Source organism: Bradyrhizobium sp. CB1717 (assembly GCF_029714325.1).
Classification (GTDB): domain Bacteria; phylum Pseudomonadota; class Alphaproteobacteria; order Rhizobiales; family Xanthobacteraceae; genus Bradyrhizobium.
In genome coordinates this window covers 5,531,183-5,547,746 of record NZ_CP121666.1, presented here as the reverse complement: position 1 = coordinate 5,547,746, position 16,564 = coordinate 5,531,183, and the positions used below count along the sequence as shown (strand labels likewise).

The 16,564-nt window shown below is 64.2% G+C and carries 15 protein-coding genes; 4 read left to right on the top strand and 11 right to left on the bottom strand.

Going from position 1 to position 16,564, the window contains the following annotated elements; translation table 11 throughout:
• Window positions 1–103: 103 nt before the first annotated feature.
• The 9 genes from QA649_RS26440 to lptF all read right to left on the bottom strand — a co-directional run bounded on the left by QA649_RS26440 (window position 104) and on the right by lptF (window position 9,734).
• Complete coding sequence (locus tag QA649_RS26440) at window positions 104–520, bottom strand: phosphonate metabolism protein PhnM (protein WP_283019758.1); 417 nt, start codon at window positions 518–520, stop codon at window positions 104–106.
• Between the two features lie 205 nt (window positions 521–725).
• Complete coding sequence (locus QA649_RS26435; RefSeq protein ID WP_283019757.1) at window positions 726–953, bottom strand: hypothetical protein; 228 nt, start codon at window positions 951–953, stop codon at window positions 726–728.
• 82 nt (window positions 954–1,035) lie between these two features.
• Window positions 1,036–2,094: an alcohol dehydrogenase gene (locus QA649_RS26430; protein ID WP_283019756.1), complete on the bottom strand. Its 1,059-nt coding sequence runs from the start codon at window positions 2,092–2,094 to the stop codon at window positions 1,036–1,038.
• Window positions 2,095–2,116: 22 nt separating this feature from the next.
• A complete protein-coding gene (rsmA, locus tag QA649_RS26425; protein WP_283019755.1) occupies window positions 2,117–2,974 on the bottom strand; it encodes a 16S rRNA (adenine(1518)-N(6)/adenine(1519)-N(6))-dimethyltransferase RsmA in 858 nt (285 codons plus the stop codon).
• Complete coding sequence (gene pdxA / locus QA649_RS26420) at window positions 2,974–3,987, bottom strand: 4-hydroxythreonine-4-phosphate dehydrogenase PdxA (RefSeq protein ID WP_283019754.1); 1,014 nt, start codon at window positions 3,985–3,987, stop codon at window positions 2,974–2,976. The genes rsmA and pdxA overlap by 1 nt, the downstream gene beginning before the upstream one ends.
• Window positions 3,987–4,913: a SurA N-terminal domain-containing protein gene (locus QA649_RS26415; protein ID WP_283019753.1), complete on the bottom strand. Its 927-nt coding sequence runs from the start codon at window positions 4,911–4,913 to the stop codon at window positions 3,987–3,989. Before QA649_RS26415 ends, pdxA begins: the two co-directional genes overlap by 1 nt.
• A 68-nt stretch (window positions 4,914–4,981) precedes the next feature.
• Window positions 4,982–7,471, bottom strand: coding sequence for an LPS-assembly protein LptD (locus QA649_RS26410; protein ID WP_283019752.1), 2,490 nt, complete (start codon window positions 7,469–7,471; stop codon window positions 4,982–4,984).
• On the bottom strand, window positions 7,471–8,568 hold the full coding sequence (lptG, locus tag QA649_RS26405; RefSeq protein ID WP_260384270.1) for an LPS export ABC transporter permease LptG: 1,098 nt from the start codon (window positions 8,566–8,568) through the stop codon (window positions 7,471–7,473). The genes QA649_RS26410 and lptG overlap by 1 nt, the downstream gene beginning before the upstream one ends.
• Entirely contained in the window at window positions 8,565–9,734 is a 1,170-nt protein-coding gene (lptF, locus tag QA649_RS26400; RefSeq protein WP_018645393.1) for an LPS export ABC transporter permease LptF, read from the bottom strand. Before lptF ends, lptG begins: the two co-directional genes overlap by 4 nt.
• A 338-nt stretch (window positions 9,735–10,072) precedes the next feature.
• Here lptF and QA649_RS26395 point away from each other — a divergent pair, with 338 nt between their 5' ends.
• The 4 genes from QA649_RS26395 (at window position 10,073) to QA649_RS26380 (ending at window position 14,709) form a co-directional block, all read left to right on the top strand.
• Window positions 10,073–11,572: a leucyl aminopeptidase gene (locus QA649_RS26395; protein ID WP_283019751.1), complete on the top strand. Its 1,500-nt coding sequence runs from the start codon at window positions 10,073–10,075 to the stop codon at window positions 11,570–11,572.
• Between the two features lie 4 nt (window positions 11,573–11,576).
• Complete coding sequence (locus QA649_RS26390; RefSeq protein WP_018645396.1) at window positions 11,577–12,029, top strand: DNA polymerase III subunit chi; 453 nt, start codon at window positions 11,577–11,579, stop codon at window positions 12,027–12,029.
• A gap of 166 nt (window positions 12,030–12,195) precedes the next feature.
• The gene (locus tag QA649_RS26385; protein WP_283019750.1) at window positions 12,196–12,693 is read left to right on the top strand and encodes a hypothetical protein; all 498 of its coding nucleotides are present in this window, start codon (window positions 12,196–12,198) and stop codon (window positions 12,691–12,693) included.
• 411 nt (window positions 12,694–13,104) lie between these two features.
• Window positions 13,105–14,709 (top strand): gamma-glutamyltransferase, encoded by a 1,605-nt coding sequence (locus QA649_RS26380; protein ID WP_283019749.1) that lies wholly within the window; start codon window positions 13,105–13,107, stop codon window positions 14,707–14,709.
• 57 nt (window positions 14,710–14,766) lie between these two features.
• Here QA649_RS26380 and QA649_RS26375 read toward each other — a convergent pair whose 3' ends face one another.
• Entirely contained in the window at window positions 14,767–15,558 is a 792-nt protein-coding gene (locus QA649_RS26375) for a hypothetical protein (protein ID WP_283019748.1), read from the bottom strand.
• Window positions 15,555–16,427, bottom strand: coding sequence for a DMT family transporter (locus QA649_RS26370; RefSeq protein ID WP_283026101.1), 873 nt, complete (start codon window positions 16,425–16,427; stop codon window positions 15,555–15,557). Before QA649_RS26370 ends, QA649_RS26375 begins: the two co-directional genes overlap by 4 nt.
• Window positions 16,428–16,564 lie beyond the last annotated feature (137 nt).

The following is a 16,564-nucleotide window of genomic DNA, read 5'->3' as shown; positions in this document are numbered from 1 at the left end:
CGGCTCCGACCCGGTCGTTGCCTTGATGGAGAGCCAACGCGCTGGCGGCGCGCGACGTTCCAATGTCGCGCGCGAAGTGGAATCTGCGAAGAGAATCTAGGCTCTAGCGCCTCGGCGCGTTCCGATCGTCGGTCGAGGATTCGCCGGCCGTCGTGCGCTTCTCGCGCGCGCGGAGGTCTTCGGACACCGTCGCCGGCGATCCTTCGCCGTTTTCGGCTTCGGGCGGCTGGCTGGACTTGCGGTACTTGTTGACCAGCCGCTTGATGTCGTCGACCGCCTGGAGCAGCGGCGGCGTCAGCGAGAACAGCGCGCCCATCGCAATGGCAATGATGGTGTGGCGAAGCGAGACCTTCTCGTCCTCATCGAAAGGATAGGCGTTCGGCTCGATGGCTGCCGGTGCGAGGCCGGCCGATGAGCGCGGATGATCCGGCTTCCGCGGCTTGCGCGGCGGCATCATGATGACGACGAACAGCACGTTGATCAGCAGCCAGATGCCGAAGATGATGAGAAAAGTTCGCATTCCAGAAAACCAAAAAATAACGCGGCGTCGGCCTAAACCGCCATTGAACGGCCATTCACGGGCCGATGCAAGTTGTGGTTTTCGCGGCGGCAAGTCCCGGTCGAGTGAGGCATGACGAAATCACTATCGGAATCCGGCAAAACCCTGGAGCGGCCAGTGGAAAGCGATGGCTGCATGGGCGAGCTGAGGGCGACGTTGCCGTCGGTCATCCGAAGCGCGCGTCCTGCGGCCGGCTCCTGGCCACGTGCGCGCGCCAGGCGCCGATCGCCCGGTTCGCGAGCATCAGTTGCCGGCGTTCGCCGGTCCTGAGCTGAGCTTCAATGAAGTCGAGAAGAAAGTTCGCAGTCTCGTCCGGTGCGCCGAGCTCGCCGCTCTGCTCCAGGCAGCTCCAGGCAATGAAGAATGCGCTCTCGACGGTGCAGCGGATGGACATGTGCTGCCAACGCAGCGCGGGCGTCGGCGTTCCGCGGCGAGACCTTCGATCTCGCCGCAGGGAGGCTCAGGTTCCTCGCATCCTAGTTCTTCAGCACAATGCGGCCGACGACCTTGCCGGCGCGAAGCTCGTCGATCCATTTCTGCACGTCGCCCATCGGCTCCTCCCGCATCGGCGTCGGCTTGATCTTGCCGGCGCGGGCGAGCGCCATCAGCTCATGGCCTTCCGTGAGCGTTCCGACCATGAAGCCTTCGACGGTCAGGCGCTTGTAGACCCATTGCACCATCGGCAGCGTGAACTGGCCGCCCATCAGGCCGGAGACCACGACCTTGCCGCCGCGCGCGGCGACCGCGACCGCAAACGCCATCGACTTCTCGTTGCCGGCGAAATCGACCACCTCGTCGAAGCCGCCCTCGGTTTCCTTCAGGATGCGCTTGATCACGTCGGGCTCGGACGGATCGTAGGCGACGGCCGCGCCGTTCTTCAGCGCGGTCTCGCGCGCGGCCGGTGAGAGGTCGGCGACCGTGATCGGTTGCTTGAACATGGCCTGCGCGAACGACAGACCCATCATGCCGACGCCGCCGAGACCGATCAGCAGCAAATTGCGCTGGCGCGGACGGTCGACGAGGCGCTTGAGCGCGCCGTAGGCGGTGACGCCGGAGCACATCAGGGTCGCGGCCTGATTGACGGGCAGGGGATCGTAGTCGAGCAGGTATTTTGCGTCGGGCACCAGCACATGGGTGGCGAAGCCGCCGTCGATGGAGACGCCGAGGAAGCGTTGCTTGGCGCAGAGATTCTCGTCGCCATTGGCGCAGTCGCGGCACTGGCCGCAGCCGATCCAGGGAAACACCGCCTTCTTGGCGCCGACCAGGCCGGCGGGAACGTCAGGGCCGACTTCGTCGACGATGCCCGCGATCTCGTGGCCGAGCGTGAAGGGCAGCGTCATGCCGCGCGTGGTGTCGAGCTTCTTGCCGCCGCCGAGATCGGCATAGCCGTCCTGGATGTGCAGGTCGGAATGGCAGAGGCCGCAGCGCTCGATGCGCACCAGCACTTCGCGTCCTTGCGGCTTGGGCGTGTCGACGATGGTTTCGCACAGCGGCGCATCGAACTTGACCAGGGACTGCCGACGCATCAACGCCATATTCCTTCCTCCGAAATTCCTATTATTGAGCCTCGCTGCGTATATCGGCCAATTCACGGGCCATGGCAACAAAGCCCGATATCGGGATCGTCTCGGCGCGCCGCGTCGCATCGACCCCGGCCGCCGCGGCAAGTCGCGCAGGATCGACACCCAGTGATTTCAGGCTTTGCCGCAGCATCTTGCGACGCTGGCCGAAGGCGGCGGCGGCGACCTGCTCGAGCAGCTTGCGATCGCAAGGCAGCGGCTCCGCGCGCGGCTTGAGGCGCACGACGGAGGAGGTGACCTTCGGCGGCGGCACGAAGGCGGACGGCGAGATGTCGAACAGGATCTTTGTCTCGCAGCGCCAGTTGGCGAGCACGCCGAGACGGCCATAGGCCTCCTCGTCCTCGCGTGCGACGATGCGCTCGCCGACCTCGCGCTGGAACATCAGCACCATCATGTCGTACCAGGGCGGCCAGGGTTCGATCGTGAGCCAGTTGATCAGCAACTGGGTTGCGATGTTGTAAGGCAGATTGGCGACGATCTTTGCGCGTTCGCCCGAGAGCTGCGGGCGCGGGTCGAAGGTCATGGCATCGCCATGCACGATCTCCAGCCGGCCGGGATAGCGCGCGGAAATATCCTCCAGCGCCGGGATCGCGCGCTCGTCATGCTCGATGGCGATGACGCGCCGGGCGCCGAGCGCGAGCAGCGCGCGCGTCAGTCCGCCCGGGCCCGGGCCGATCTCGACGATGGTGGAGTCCTCCAGCGGCGCGGCCGCGCGGGCGATGCGCGCGGTGAGGTTGAGATCGAGCAGAAAATTCTGACCGAGCGATTTGCGGGCCGACAGCGCGTGCTGGCGGATGACCTCGCGCAGCGGCGGGAGGTCGTCGATCGCGCTCATCAGGTTGTCGCAGCCGCCATGCGGCTCGCAAGCTTCAGCGCGGCAATCAGGCTTGCGGGGTTCGCTTTACCGGTGCCGGCGATGTCGAAGGCGGTGCCGTGATCGGGCGAGGTGCGGATGAAGGGCAGGCCGAGCGTGACGTTGACCGCGTCGTCGAAGGCGACGGTCTTGATCGGGATCAGGGCCTGGTCGTGATACATGCAGACCGCGCAGTCATAGAGGTTGCGCGCGGCCTCGTGGAACATGGTGTCGGCGGGCAGCGGGCCCCTGGCCTCGATGCCGTCGTTGCGCAGGACTTTGAGCGCCGGCGCAATCACCGTCTGCTCCTCATGGCCGAGCGAGCCGTCCTCGCCGGCATGCGGATTGAGGCCGGAGATCGCGATGCGCGGCCGCGCGATGCCGAAGCGGTATGTCAGCTCGGCCGCGACGATGCGCACGGTCGAGACGATCAACTCGCTGGTCAGCTGGCCCAGCGCCTCGCGCAAGGAGACGTGGATGGTCACCGGCACCACGGCAAGCCGCGGCGACCACAGCATCATCACCGGCTGCGGCACGCGGCCGCCGTCGGCGGCCAGCTCGGCGAGGAATTCGGTGTGGCCGGGATGGCGGAAGCCGGCGCGGTAGAGCACGCTCTTGGCGATCGGATTGGTGACGACGGCGCCGGCGCGCCCCTCGCGCACATCCGTGACTGCCTGGCGGATCGAGGCGAGTGCGGCGGGCGCGCTTGATGCGTCGGGCTTGCCGGGCTCGGCCGTCGCGCGCTCGCCGGTCGCGACCACCGGCAGGGCCTCGGCGAAGGCGGCCACGGCCTCGCTGGCGCTCACCGGGGCGAGCCGGATCTCGGCGCCGAGCGCTTTGGCGCGTTGCGCGACGAAGGCTTGGTCGCCGAGCAGATAGAAGGCGGGCAGGTTCAGCTCACGGCGGCGAAGCCAGGCCGCAATCGCGATGTCGGGGCCGATGCCCGCGGGCTCTCCCAGGGTCAGGGCGAGGGGCTTGATCGGGGCGTCGGCCATCAGCGGTTGCGGTACTCGATCATCGCTGCCTTGCGGAGCTCGTCGAGATAGGCCTTCTGGGTCTTCTCGTACTTCTCCTGGTACATCTTCTCGCGGACCTCGCGCTTCTTCGGCGTGTCGATCATGGTCGGCTTGCGCGAGCACAGCACCACCATCTCGATGCCCGCCTTGGTCACCTCCGGCGCGGTCAGATGGCCGATCGCCGTGTCGTCGAGCACCTTGCGCAGCGCCTCGGGCAGGTCCGCCGTCGTCTTGGTGACGGTCTCGCGAATGGTGGCGTTCGGCGTCGAGCGGAACAGCGAATTGGCTTCCTCGCAGCTGCCGACGCGGGAGCGATATTGCTCGGCTTCCTTCATCCGCGTCTCCTGGAAGGCCGGGGACGAGCCGCGCGGCACGATCAGCACGATCGGCTGCATCTTGTATTCGGTGCCCTCGACCTGCAGCTTGTCGCCGGTCTGGGCCTGCACGGCCTGCGCGACGTCGCGCTCTCCCACCATCAGCTTCTCCTTGAAGCGGCCGCGCACGAGGCTGGTCCAGACCATCTCGGCCTTCATGCGGCCCTTCAGGGTTTCAGGGCGGACGCCCTTGGATTCGAGGGACTTGGTCAGCTGATCCGGCGAGATGCGCATGCGCTGCGCCATGCCCTCGAAGGACTGGTTGATGTCGCTGACACCGGGATCGACGCCGTATTTCTTGCCTTCCTTGAGCTTCACCTTGTCGTCGATCAGCTCGTTGATGACGTCCTGCCGGCCGGGAGTCTTCTGCGTCGTCAGCTGGTCGAGCTTGGCGCGCTGGTCAATGTCGAAATCGGTGATCGGATCGCCGTTGACCATGACCACGATGTTCTGCGCGCGCGACGGCGTGCCGGCCAGCAGCAGGGCGCCGACGACGAAGAGGAGGCGGAACATAGGCAGGGCAGTCGTCATGGATCTCGCTCGCATGTCAGCCGCGGTGAACCTGCGATTGGGACAACGCGGCCGGCACTTCAAACCGTTTACTGGAGGCCGCCGGAACTGCTGGTCGCCGATGAGGTCGCCAGCGTACGCAGCCCGAACGTGAACATGTACGCGTGGTTCAGCACTGGCGGCGCAGCGCCTGCCGAATAGCTATACGAAGTTACATAGTTCGCCGCCAGAACGAAGCAATCGTCGACATAACCGGCGCCGAGCACATACTGGTTGATCTTGTTGGCCTCGAGGTCCCAGCGCGCCGAGCCCGACACCACCCAGTTGGTCGCGACCTTGAGCGAGCCCGAGGTCAGGATGCCCTCGCGGCGCGTCAGATAGCCGAGTTCCGGCTGCGGCGCGTAGTTGCCGTACAGCACGCTGACCGACCAGCGGTCGAAATTGGCGCGGCCTTCCGCCTCGAAGCGCTGCACGTTCCAGGTCTGCTCGTCCATGCGGGAGCGGACGCTGAAGGTGTAGGTGCGGTTGGGCGAGTAGCTGGCGCTTGCCACGTAATCCGAGCGCGGCTTGTCGAGACCGGAATCCAGGCCCGTGTTGATGGAGTCCCGGACCGCGAAGGAGTTCAGGCCGAACAGCTGGTAGGACTCGCCAAACAACACCTTGACGGCACCGCCCCTGTCGAACTGCGTGGTGGACTGCACGCCGACATTGGCGCGGCCGCCGCCCTCGACGCGGTCGTAGCCGGAGAATTTGTCGACGCTGAACAGGGTCGAGGCGTCGAACACCATGCTCTGCGCGTCCTCGTTCGGCAGCTTGCCGGCATAAGTCTCGTTCGGACGGATGATGATCTGCGCGATCGGCTCGATGGTGGTCGAGCCCCAGGGCTGAACGTTGATGAAGGGGTAGCGGTATTCGAGGCCGACGGTCGGCATCAGGCGGAATGCCTGGGTGTCGCCGACCGGCAGATAGTTCGATACGCCCGGCTGATTGGAGACCGAGGAATTGATCGCGTCGGCGCGCAGGCTGGCGAACGGCGTCCAGATCTGGCCGAACGGATCGGTATAGGACTTGCGCCACTGCGCTTCCGCGGTAAGGCGGGTGTAGGTGCCGGGGAAGCCGCGCAGCAGGCACTGTGACGGCGTGCGCGCGAGCGGATCGGCCGAGGCGGTGGTGCACAGGCCGTTGGTGTTGGCGAGCGTCGTGATCGGATCGAACACCGCGTTTTCGCGCGAAAGGTTCACGAAATTGGTCTTGTAGCTGAACTCGCCGCCGAAGACCGGATAGTTGAGCACGTTCGAGTAGTCGATCACGGGATAGACGACCGGAACCTTGTCCTGGTTGCCCGAGAAGCTCAGCCAGTACATCGTCCGTGCGTCGAAGAAGCTGCGATTGCCGACGCCGGTCAGATAGAGCTGCGACAGCGCGTCGGTCGGCAGGTTCAGGAACGAGCCGAGCGGGTCTTTGTAGGCCGCGAGGCGATAGTCCGAGAAGAAATAGTAGTCGGACATCAGGACGCCGTCCCAGCCCCAGACCCATTTGTCGTTCAGCGCGAACTGACCCTTGGTGTCGACGGCACCGCGGAACTGGCGGTCGCCGGGCTGCCCGGCAAAGGCGCCGGGGTCGAGCTGGTCGATGCCGTAGGCGCGGATCTGATAGGCGCCGTCGATCAAACGCTGACGGAATTCGCCTTGAAGGAGTACGCCCTGTCGCGACATGAAGCGTGAGGTGAAGGTTGCGTCCATGTCGGGCGCGATCGCCCAATAATACGGAATTTCGGCGCCGAAGCCGGTGTTGGTCGTGCCCGGAAAGTAACCGGGCATCAGGAAGCCGCTCTTGCGCTTGACGGTCGGATCAGGCGTCGAGAAATAGGGCATGTAGGCGATCGGCACGCCGAAGAACTCGAGCTGCGCCGTCTCGAAATACAGCATCTTCTCCTGCTGGTCGTGGATGATGCGGGCACCCTTGACCTGCCACAGCGGCGGCTTCTTCGGATCGTCCTTACACGGCGCGCAGGCCGTGTAGACGCCGTTATCGAACACCGTGTAGTTGCCGCTGGAGCGGTCGGCGCGGCTCGCCGCCATGCGGGTCTGGTCGGCGGTGTCCACGCGCAGCGAATCGACGAAACCGTCGCGGTAGTCGTCGGAGAGATCCATGATCTCGGCGTAGGTGATCTTGCCGTCGGCATCCGTCATGCGGATGTTGCCTTCGGCATGGAGCCGCTTGGTCTTCTGGTCGTAGATGACCCTGTCGGCCTCGACGCTGGTGCCGTTGTAGAACAGCTGGACGTTGCCGACCGCGGAGACGCGCGAATTGTTGTAGTCGTAGTCGACCTCGGTCGCCTGAACCAGCATCTGGTTGTCGTTGGCGACCTTCGGCGGCTTCGGGCGCGGCGGCAGCGGATTGTAGGTGAAGCTCTGGGCGGAGGCGGGGGCCACGGCGGCAACATCCACCAGCCCGCCGAGCGATGCCACGGCGGCAACAGCGAGCAGGAGCCTGCGAATAGACAAGCCGCACCCGTTCGCGCGCACCACAGTACGCCGCGTCAAACGAGACACGCTCCCTCGTTGGACGGCAGTCACTAACCGTCCTCCTGATACAACAAGGCCAAAAAGCCGGTCAGGCCGCCCACCACCACGGGCAACCACGCCGCAGCGATCGGATGCATCAACTCAGCCTTGCTCAAGTCTTCAGTCACTTTCGACAGAACGTAGAGCAGAAAGCCTGCGCCCACGCCACTCAAAACCATCTTCTGCACGCCGCCCATCCGGAAGAAGCGCAACGACACCGAGGCCGCGAGCATCACCATGGCGGCGAGCAAAAACGGCTGTGCCAGAAGCTTCTGATACTGGAGTCGATAGCCGGCTGTCGCGAAGCCTGAGCTTTCGGAGGAGCGGATGTAGCTCGGTAGTTGCCAAAAGGACACAGTCTCCGGTGTGGAAAAGCTGTTGCGGACCTGGGCCTCGGTCAGTGTCGTCGGAATCTCCAAACTGGCCTGGTCGATCGGCGGCGCATCCAGCGAGAAGCGGCGGACGCCCTTGAACAACCAATGGCCCGCCTCGAGCGTGGCTTCGCGCGCCTCGACGCGTTCCTTGAAGTGTTGCTGTGTGTCAAACCGGAACAGCGTGAGCCCCGTGAGCCGGATGCCCTGCTGCTCGCTGCGCGCCGCGTTGATGATGGTCTGGCCGTCGCTGGTCACCTGATTGAGCCAGAAGCCGGAGGCATCCTGGATGCCGCCGCCGGGCGCCGAGCCGAACAGCTCGGCCTCCATGCGCTTGGAGAGCTCGCGCAGATTCGCCGACATCGGATTGTAGGCGACGGTGGCGACGACCCCGATCAGGAGCGCGCTGCCGAGCGCCGGCGCGATGAACTGCCAGGCCGAGATGCCGGCGGCGCGTGCAACCACGAGCTCGAGCCGGCGGGAGAGGGCGAGATAGCAGGTCATGGCGCCGATCAGCATGCAGAACGGCGTCAGCTTCTCCAAAAGCTGCGGCACCCGGAACAGCGAGGTCTCGGCGACCATGATCGCGGAGGCGGATGCAAGGCCGGAGGTCTTGCGCACCATCTCGATGTAGTCGACCAGCACCAGCAGCAGGAAGATGCTCGCGAACACGCCGAGCGCCGCGACGACGAAGCGGCCGGCGAAATAGCGCCCGAGTGTGTTGGTGAGCATGCTCATGCGGTGGCCGGCCGTCCGAACAGCCGCGCAATGCGCGCGTTGGACTTGTTGATGGCCTCCATGAGGCGGGGAGGCAGCTCGACCACGATGCCGCCGATGATCATCCACAGCCCGATGCCGATGGCGCCGACGACCATTGCGTACTGAACGAACACCGCCTCTGGCGATTTCACCGCCATCACCGAGCAGGCGAAGCCGGCCATGCGCAGGCCGAACACGGCGAGGATCGAGGAGCCGATCGAGAAGTTGCGGCTCTGGCGAGTGGTGCGAGGCGCACCCAGGAAGGCGAAGGTCAGCACGGCAAAGGCGAAGGGATAGACCGGAGCCAACAGGCTGTCATGCAGGGCCGAGCGGAACTGCCCGGGAATCTGCTTGTAGACGGGATCATCCTCGGCCGGCGAGAACAGCTCCCAGAGATAGCGCTCGCGAATGCCGAGGGTGACGTCGCGGCCCTGGCCCGAGAATTTGGACATGTCGAAGCCGTAGCGGCCGAACGCCACCAGCGCGGGATCGCGCTTGCCGGCCTCGAAGCGCTGGAGATTGCCATCCTTCAGCACCAGGAAGGAGCCGTTCTCGTTCTTCACGACCTCGCCCTGCTCGGCGACGATCGAGACGCGCTCATTCGGATCGCGGCGGTCGTCGATGAAGATGCCGGCAAGGATGCCGCCGGGCTGCCGTTCGCGAATCCGGATCGTCAGGTTCTTGTCGAGCTGGGCGAAGCGGCCGGGCTGGAGGATGTTGGTGAGCACGTCGGCGGTGATCTCGGCGTCCCACTGCTTGATCCGGCGCATGCCGTCGGGCGCAAGATACGCCGCGATGAAGGCGACCAGCAGCGCCACCACGCAGGTGGCGTAGAAGAACGGATAGAACAGCCGGAACGGCGAGAAGCCGGCGGCATTCATCACGATGATCTCGGAATCGGTCGCGAGCTTGTTCAGCGTGTGCGAGATCGCGATCATCAGCGCGATCGGCGAGATGATCAGGACCAGCGCCGGAATGACGAGGCTGGTGATGCCGAGGAAGGTGAGGATGGTCTGACCCTGGCTCGTCATCAGGTCGATGCCGCGCAACGCCTGCGTAATCCAGATCACGCCGGTGAGGCTGACCAGGACGAGCGCAAACGACGCCAGCGTCGTGCGGAAAATATACCTATCGATTGACCCCATGCGCTACCGCACGAATCCCACCAAGCCCCACTGCAGGCCGGAACTCCGGCTGTCCAACCAATCCCGGTCAGGGGATCCCCAAGGTCGGCCAACCACCGCTTCCGCCGGCTTACTCTCTCACTACCATCCCTTTGATCCGTCAACAAAATGGCTGCCCCGTGGCACCCTCAATATATGGTTAATATTTCGCGCGTTGTGGCCTGGCGGCCACGGCGGTGCTTGGCATCTGCCGGGGCGGTGGCCCATAGTAGATAAAGTCCAGTGAATCGCCGTTCAGCTCCGGCCTGTGGCCGGGACCGCCGAACGGCAAAAAGCCCCATGTTTTGGAGGAGTTACCCATGTCCGATGCCATCAAGGTCGGCTTCGTCCCGTTGTCTGCCGCCGCCCGTGGCATCCTGATCGTGTTCTGTGACGACGGCCTGAAGCTCGGCCCGGCGACGGCCAAGGCGCTCGGGAGCGCTGCCGATCTCGTGAAGCGGGCGGCCTCTGCCGCCGGCTTCAAAGGTAAAAGCGGGGCTGCCCTGGACATCCTGGCGCCGGAGGGCGTGAAGGCCACCCGCCTGGTGGTGATCGGGGCCGGCAAGCCGGCGAGCCTGAAGACGAGCGATTTCCTCAAGTTCGGCGGCGTGGCGGCGAGCAAGCTCACGGCCGGCGCCGCCGCCATGACCATCATGGCGGAATTGCCCGGCGGCGCCATGACCAGCGAGCAGGCGGTCGCGATCGCCTCGGGCCTTCGTTTACGCGCCTACAAGTTCGACCGCTACAAGACCAAGAAGAAGGACGGCGAGGAGGGCGGCTTGCGCGCCGACATCTCGCTCGCGGTGGGCGACGCCATCGCCGCGAAGAAGGCGTTTGCCCCAGCCGGCCACGTCGTCGACGGCGTCGTCATGGCGCGCGACCTCGTCAACGAGCCGCCGAACGTGCTTTTCCCCGAGGAGTTCGCGCGCCGCGCCGGTCAGCTCCGCAAGCTCGGCGTCAAGATCGAGGTGCTCGACGTCAAGGCGATGCAGAAGCTCGGCATGGGCGCGCTGCTCGGCGTCGGCCAGGGCTCGGCGCGGCCGAGCCGCACCGTGATCATGCGCTGGGACGGCGGCAAAAAGGGCGAGGCACCGGTTGCCTTCGTCGGCAAGGGCGTCTGCTTCGACACCGGCGGCATCTCGATCAAGCCGGCCGGCAGCATGGAGGACATGAAGGGCGACATGGGCGGGGCGGCCTGCGTCGTCGGCCTGATGCACGCGCTGGCGGCGCGCAAGGCCAAGGCCAACGTGGTCGGCGCCATCGGCCTCGTCGAGAACATGCCCGACGGCAATGCACAGCGGCCGGGCGACATCGTCACCTCGATGTCGGGCCAGACCATCGAGATCATCAACACCGATGCCGAAGGCCGCCTCGTGCTCGCCGACGTGCTCTGGTACGTCGCCAAGAAGACCAAGCCGAAATTCATGGTGGATCTGGCGACGCTGACCGGCGCGATCGTGGTCGCGCTCGGCACCGAGCACGCCGGCATGTTCTCCAACAATGACGAGCTCGCCGAGCGCCTGCTCGCGGCCGGCATCGAGAGCGGCGAGAAGGTCTGGCGCCTGCCGCTCGGCCCCGAATACGACAAGCTGATCGATTCCCAGTTCGCCGACATGAAGAACACCGGCGGCCGCCACGGCGGCTCGATCACAGCCGCGCAGTTCCTGCAGCGCTTCGTCGACGGCACGCCCTGGGCGCATCTCGACATCGCCGGCACCGCGATGGGCGCGCCGAAGACCGACATCAACCAGAGCTGGGGCAGCGGCTATGGCGTCCGCCTGCTCGACCGGCTGGTCGCCGATCATTACGAGCGCAAGTGACCAAATGACCGAAGTGCTGTTCTACCATCTGCAAAACATGACGGTGGAGAACGTGTTGCCGCCGCTTCTCGAGAAATCGCTCGAGCGCGGCTGGCGCGTCGTGGTGCAATCGACCTCGGAGGAACGCGCCGATGCGCTCGACGCGCATTTGTGGACCTATCGCGACGATTCCTTCCTGCCGCACGCGACGTGGCGGGTGAACGACGCCGCCGACCAGCCGATCGTGCTGGCGATCGAGGAGGGCAATCCCAACGGCGCCAACGTCCGCTTCCTGGTCGACAACGCCGCATTGCCGCAGGATGCCCAGGGCTATGAGCGCATGGTGCTGCTGTTCAACGGCGACGATCCGGATGCCCTCGCGTCGGCCCGCAGTGCCTGGACGGATTGCAAGGCGCGGGGATTTGATGTCACCTATTGGCAGGCCGACGAACGGGGCCGGTGGCAGCGTCGGAATTAGCGGCCGTTCGCAATTAATGATAATTTGCACTTTTCGGGCGATGCTGGCTTCTGTCACCTTCGTGCCGCAAAGTGATGTTGGGACAAACGCTTAGGGCTCGTCCTTCATGCGGGGAATTTAGTTTATCGTGCGACATCAAAAGCTTCCCAGCTCGCTCGTAATTGCGTTGGCTGCCGTAGCACCGCTGGTCGCGGGCTGTTCGGGCGGGACCGATCTGCTGGCGTCTGCCAAAGACGCCGAATGGTTCCAGCGGCCGGGCCGTCTCTTCATCAAGAATATCTCGATCGAATCGCCGCCGTTGACCCCGGACAAGCCGGTGGCGGCCGAGGATCTCGTCAGCGCCGACGGCGCCTGTCCCGGCATGGCGTCGCCGCCCGGGCCTGCCGATGCCAACGCGTCGACGACGGCCCCGGCGCCGGTGGGCGGCACGGTCGCGCTCGGCCACACCGAATGCGACGTGGTGCGCGGCATCGGCGCGCCTTCGAATGTCAGCCTCTCCGGTGATGCCGCCGGCAGGCGCGTCGCGGTGGTCACCTGGAGCACCGGTCCGCGCGCCGGCATCTACACCTTCACGTCCGGCCGCCTGTCCTCGATCGAGGGCAATCCCGAGCCGCAGGTCGTGCCGAAGGCGACCAAGCCGAAGCCGAAGAAGAAGCAGGCGTAAGCGGGCGCCTATGGCGGTCCTTTCATCGCATCCTCGTGCGACAGAATCCGGCCGCTTGGTTCCTGCGAGTTTCTCGGGCCACTTCTTCTCGATCTAGCCGAGTAGATGGCGGACGAGCCGCTTCCAGTCCCCCCAGGCTCTAAAGATTAGATGCTGAGGATCACGCCCTCAGCACGCCGCGAATGTGCGCGAGCCAGGGCAAGCACTCATCAAACGGTCGACCGACTGATGTCTGGCCATCCATCAAAAGCCGCGACGGAGGGTACATTCGCAAATGGTCCAAGAGCCTTCATGGCTCGCCACGAGAGGCGCTTACCTGCAGGTTTGCTTTGGATCATCCCACTCGGATCAACGGCGTTCGAATAACTGGCTATGTTCCAAAACCTAACAAAAGCCGGCGGGGGAGTTGGCATGAACGGGAAACGTCCGACAATCTATTCGAGGCGTGGCGTAGTAGCGGCCGCGCACCCCCTGGCGGCATCAGCGGGTGCAAAAATACTCTCGAGCGGCGGCAACGCATTTGATGCCGTCGTGGCAGTGGCATCGACTCTGAGTGTGGTCGAACCATTCATGTCGGGCCTTGCCGGAATGGGACTGGCGACATGCTGGTGCGCGAACGAAAACACGGTTCGCACCCTAAATTTCGTGCCGCCGATACACGCGAATTTCCCCTATCGGAAATTCTCAAATCGTGAAGAGATGAAGCGCGGCGCCCAGGCGGTCGGGACTCCGGGCAATCTTGCCGGCTGGGCGGAGTTGAACAAGCGCTATGGCAAATTGTCGTTCGGCGATTGTCTGCAGTCGGCGATAGCTGCTGCAGGCGACGGCTACGGCATCACCGAATTCAATGAGTTTGAAACCAATATAACATCTCCAGAAATTGCAACGCACCCAGCGCTCTATGCTCCCTGGTCAAAGAATTACACCGACGGCTCCGGCAAGGTGCGACTCGGTTGGGTGCTCAAACAACCAGACCTCGCCAAGACGTATGAGGCGATTGCCAAGCATGGCCCGGACCATCTCTACGCCGGAGCGCTCGGCAAAGCCATGGTCGAGCACCTCTCGGCGGTGGGCGGCTCGGTGACAATGGCAGATCTCGAAGCTGCGACCACGACGATCGCAAATTCATGGAGCGATCCGATCTCCGCCCAATATCGCGATCTGACCGTGAACTTGCCGCCACCACCCTGTGAGGGCTTCCAAATGTTGTTGGCGCTCCGCATTCTGGATGGCTTCCAACTTGGCGCATTGGACAACAATGGGGTCGAGCATGTCGATACCGTGTTGCGTGCAATTCGCCTCGCGGCCGGCGACCGCATCGCGCACAACAATCCTCAGCCGGCGAAGCTGGCCGAACTTTTGTCGGACGCCCACATTGCTGATTTGCGGGCCCAAGTGCGCTCCGGCGTCACCATCGATGGGCCGACGGAGCAGTGGTTGGGAATGCCTGTCGCCGAACATCACACCACTTCGATGTCCATCGGCGATAGTGACGGCAATCTCGTTTGCCTAACCAACAGCATCGGCTCGCCGTATGGCTCCGCGGTGATCGTGCCACGTACGGGCGTGACGTTGAACAACTTCATGTATTGGGCCGATGTGCAGCCGCATTCGCCGCATCGCGCAAAGCCAGGCGATGCATTGCCCATATGCATGGCACCAACGATATCGACCCGCAACGGATCGCCGGTGCTGGCGCTTGGCACTCCGGGCAGCTACGGCATTTTGCAGACGCAGGTGCAGGCGTTGGTCCAACATGTCGATTTTGCTCATCCTTTGCAGCAAGCTATCGAACAGCCGCGCATACGTCTGTGGGACGGTCGACAGATCGAGCCGGAAACGCGGTTAGCGCCTGACGTCCTGGCCGCTCTTGCCAAGCGCGGCCATGCCATCATTCCGAGCGAAGATTGGGGCATGCGTGTTGGCGGGATGCAAGGCGTGACGCGTGATCAATCAACTGGGTTGATGAGTGGCGGCTGCGATCCCCGCCGCGATGGTTATGTCGTGCCGGTCTAGTGAACGGTGTCGCGGTGTGCCGCTACAGAGTCATCAAATATGAAGGCGCCACCCTGGTTAGCCCAATGATGATTCTGCAGGCTTCAACATCTGCCCGCGCTGGATGAAGCGAAGCGCAACCGTCTGCACCAGTAGCGTACTCGCAATCGCGGCAAGGAAACCGGCAACGACGCCTAGCGTTGTCAGACAGAGTCCAAGAACGAAGAAGAATGTTGCGAAGCCGTACAGGGCCAGCACCATTCCGCGGAGCACCTGCATCGCGGCTGAGGCCCCACTCATACGGTGCGCAAAAATCGCCAGGACGGCGCCGAACACGGGAAAGCTCGACAGGATGCCGGCTGTCTTTGCTCCGACCAATGTGGCGGCTGCGGTCAGGGTCACGACAATGACTGTCGCTATCAGCATGCGGCCCGGCAGATCCCACCACGGAGCAGCAATCGTGCTGGGCGCGAGCGTGCGATGGGGAAGAAGATGTGCCGACGCGCTGAGCGTGCCCAGAGCAAAGAGGAAAAACCCCCAATGCGGGAGTGGCAGCGGCTGGAATAGAAAGCCGGCTGTTGCATAGGCGGTGGTTCCACCCAACAACGCGATGATCCAGCCGTGTCGGGCCAGCAGAGCATAGCCAAGGCTGAAACAACTTTGCGCGGCGGTGCCGACCAGCGATCCATCGGTGGCGCTTGCAGCGAATTCCGCACCGTACTGAACAGCAAGGAAAGCGGAGACGGGGCCGGAAGTCAGGGGGAGACCGACCAACCAGCCGCCAATGGCATTGCCCCATCGGCGCCCGGCTAAAGAGGCGGACAGAATGAGAACGGGCGGTAAGACCAGCTTCAGAACGATCAAGCTCATTCGTGCGGCACCGCTTCCTCAGCTTTGCGCCCAGTGGCAACTGCGAGCGCGAGACCGAAAAGAATCAAGACGACGCCGGCACTGAATAGGATCCCAAGAGTGTCACCGAACATCACGGCCGCTGCCGCGATGCCGAACACGGGCTGAAGATACTGAACGCTCGCCGCGACAGGAGCCGAAACCGTTTTGAGGATGTACAGCCAAAGGAATAGTCCGGCGACACTCACCGCCACTCCTAGGTAAGCAGCCGCCGCAAAGACCCCCGCCGTGAGATGCAGTTCGCTGTGCGATAGCTCCCAGGCGCACCATGGCATCAGCGCAAGGAAGCCGAACAGCGTGCTCCAGGCCGCTACGGCGGCGGTGTCGTACTCGCGGGTAAGTTCGACGCTCCAGACATAGTAGAACGCAATTGCGACGGCGGAGAGCAGCATCCAAAAAGCGCCTGCCACGTCGGATGCAGCCACCGCACCGGTTGCCTGATCACGTCCGAGCGCAACCAGACCAATACCGGCAAACGCAGCCAAGAGGCCAAGTTGTTGGCGGCCGGTGACGCGCTGCCCGAGTCGAAGGGCCGCAAATACGACGACGAAGATCGGAATCGTGGCCGAAATGATGGTGCCGACAGAGGCGGTCGTGCCCTGGATACCGAACGCCTGGGCGACCTGGCCGACGCCGATTCCCAAGACGCCGAGGGCAGCCGCCCGAGGAAGTGCCCTCAGGGCGAGCGTCGGCTTGCCGATTGTGCAGAGGAAGAGCAGCAGCACTGCGATGGCGAACCGCATTGCGGTCAGGGTCAGCGGGGGAACAAATTGCAGACCGTACTTCGTAATGGGGATCGAAAGGCCCCACATGACAGCGAGCAGGAGCATCCAGGCGACACCCTGCACAGACAGGCCGCTCAGGCCAAGCAGCTTCGATCTTTCCAGTCTGAGTGCCGGAGAATTCATGAGGCAGAATTACCTCATTGTGAAACCACCGGGATTTCTTTTTTCACGTGATTTTATGA